The organism is Micromonospora sp. D75 (genome assembly GCF_018070405.1).
Taxonomy (GTDB): Bacteria; Actinomycetota; Actinomycetes; order Mycobacteriales; family Micromonosporaceae; genus Micromonospora; species Micromonospora chalcea.
Map to the genome: position 1 here is coordinate 1 of NZ_JAGPXV010000998.1, position 1,269 is coordinate 1,269.

At 70.0% G+C, this 1,269-nt stretch carries 2 protein-coding genes and 1 pseudogene; 1 reads left to right on the forward strand and 2 read right to left on the reverse strand.

The window, feature by feature from the left end:
- Positions 1–146 (forward strand): annotated as a pseudogene (locus tag KBX39_RS34175) (adenylosuccinate lyase); the annotation flags it as partial.
- Positions 147–239: 93 nt separating this feature from the next.
- Here KBX39_RS34175 and KBX39_RS31450 read toward each other — a convergent pair.
- On the reverse strand, positions 240–815 hold the full coding sequence (locus tag KBX39_RS31450) for a YbjQ family protein (protein ID WP_181373706.1): 576 nt from the start codon (positions 813–815) through the stop codon (positions 240–242).
- 12 nt (positions 816–827) lie between these two features.
- Positions 828–1,269 (reverse strand): trypsin-like serine protease (locus KBX39_RS31455; RefSeq protein WP_210874049.1); only part of this gene is annotated, 442 nt, incomplete at its 5' end.

Sequence of the window (1,269 nt, forward strand, 5' to 3'; positions counted from 1 at the left end):
GGGCCGAGATCGACACCCTGGTGGCCGACCGCAACGCCTTCGTTGGCGCCGCCGCCGACCAGGTCAACCGCGTGACCGCACGAATCACCGGTGTGGTCGAGTCCCACCCCCAGGCCGCGACCTACTCCCCACCCCCCATCCTCTGACCCAGGCTCTTTCCCCGGCGATCATGAAGTTGGCGGCACTCAGGGAGATCATTCCTGCCGTCAACCTCATGATCGACGCCGCAAAGCGAGGGGTCAGGGGCCGGTGGGGGTTTCGGCTGCGGAACTCAGGTTGGGGGCGCTGGCCGGTTCGGCGATGCCGCCCGGGGCGGAGGCGATCTCCGGGTCGTGGGCGGTCTCGGCCGCGATCGCCGGCTGGTCCGGCGGCATGACGTCCGGCATCTTGGGCGCGACGATCACCGCCGTGCCGTACGCGCAGATCTCCATCCACATCTCGCCGCAGTCGCGGCTGTCGAAGCGCATGCCGATCACCGCGTTCGCGCCGAGGCGGCGGGCCTCCTCGCCGAGCCGGGCCACCGAGTCGGTACGCCACCGGGTCAGGTTGTCCGGCGCCAGCGGGTCGTATGCGCCACCGCGCAGGTTCTTGACCCCCTCGCGGTACGGGTTGCGGGTCCTCGCCATCGACGAGACCACTTCGCCGAGGATCTGGCGGATCTCGTAGCCAGGCAGTTGATCCGTCGTCACGACCAGCACGTTTCCGATGCTGTCAGCCCTCGGCCGGGTGGTTCGGGAGCCGTGTTCAGCTGATCGCATGCTGAAAAACGACGCGGCGCGGACGGCCGGGCTGCTCCCGGCCGATCCGCGCCGCATCGGCATCAACCGTCAGACACCGGCCGTCGAGGCGATCCAGGACCGGTTGTACGCGACACTGCCGTAGTTCTGGATGCTCTGGCCGTCGGCGGTGGAGGCCACGCCGACCTGCTGGCCGTTGTAGAACTGCGGGCCGCCCGAGTCGCCCCGCCAGGCGTTGCCGTTGACCCGGGTGCTCCGGATCGCCTGGCCGCCGTACGCGTCGGTGACGCTGGTGCTGGTCACCCGTACGCTCGCGGTCTTGAGCTGGGGCGACGCGCCGCAACCGCTGTAGCAGGTCATGCCCCAGCCGTAGATGGTGTTCGTGGAGCCGACCGGCGGGTTGCTGCTGGCGAGCGAGACGGCGGAGGTGCTGACCGTGCTGGACAGGCGCAGCAGGGCCAGGTCGTAGCGGGTGTAGGAGGCGCTCACGGTGCGGGTGACGCCACCCGAGGCGTAGTAGACGCTGCCGACC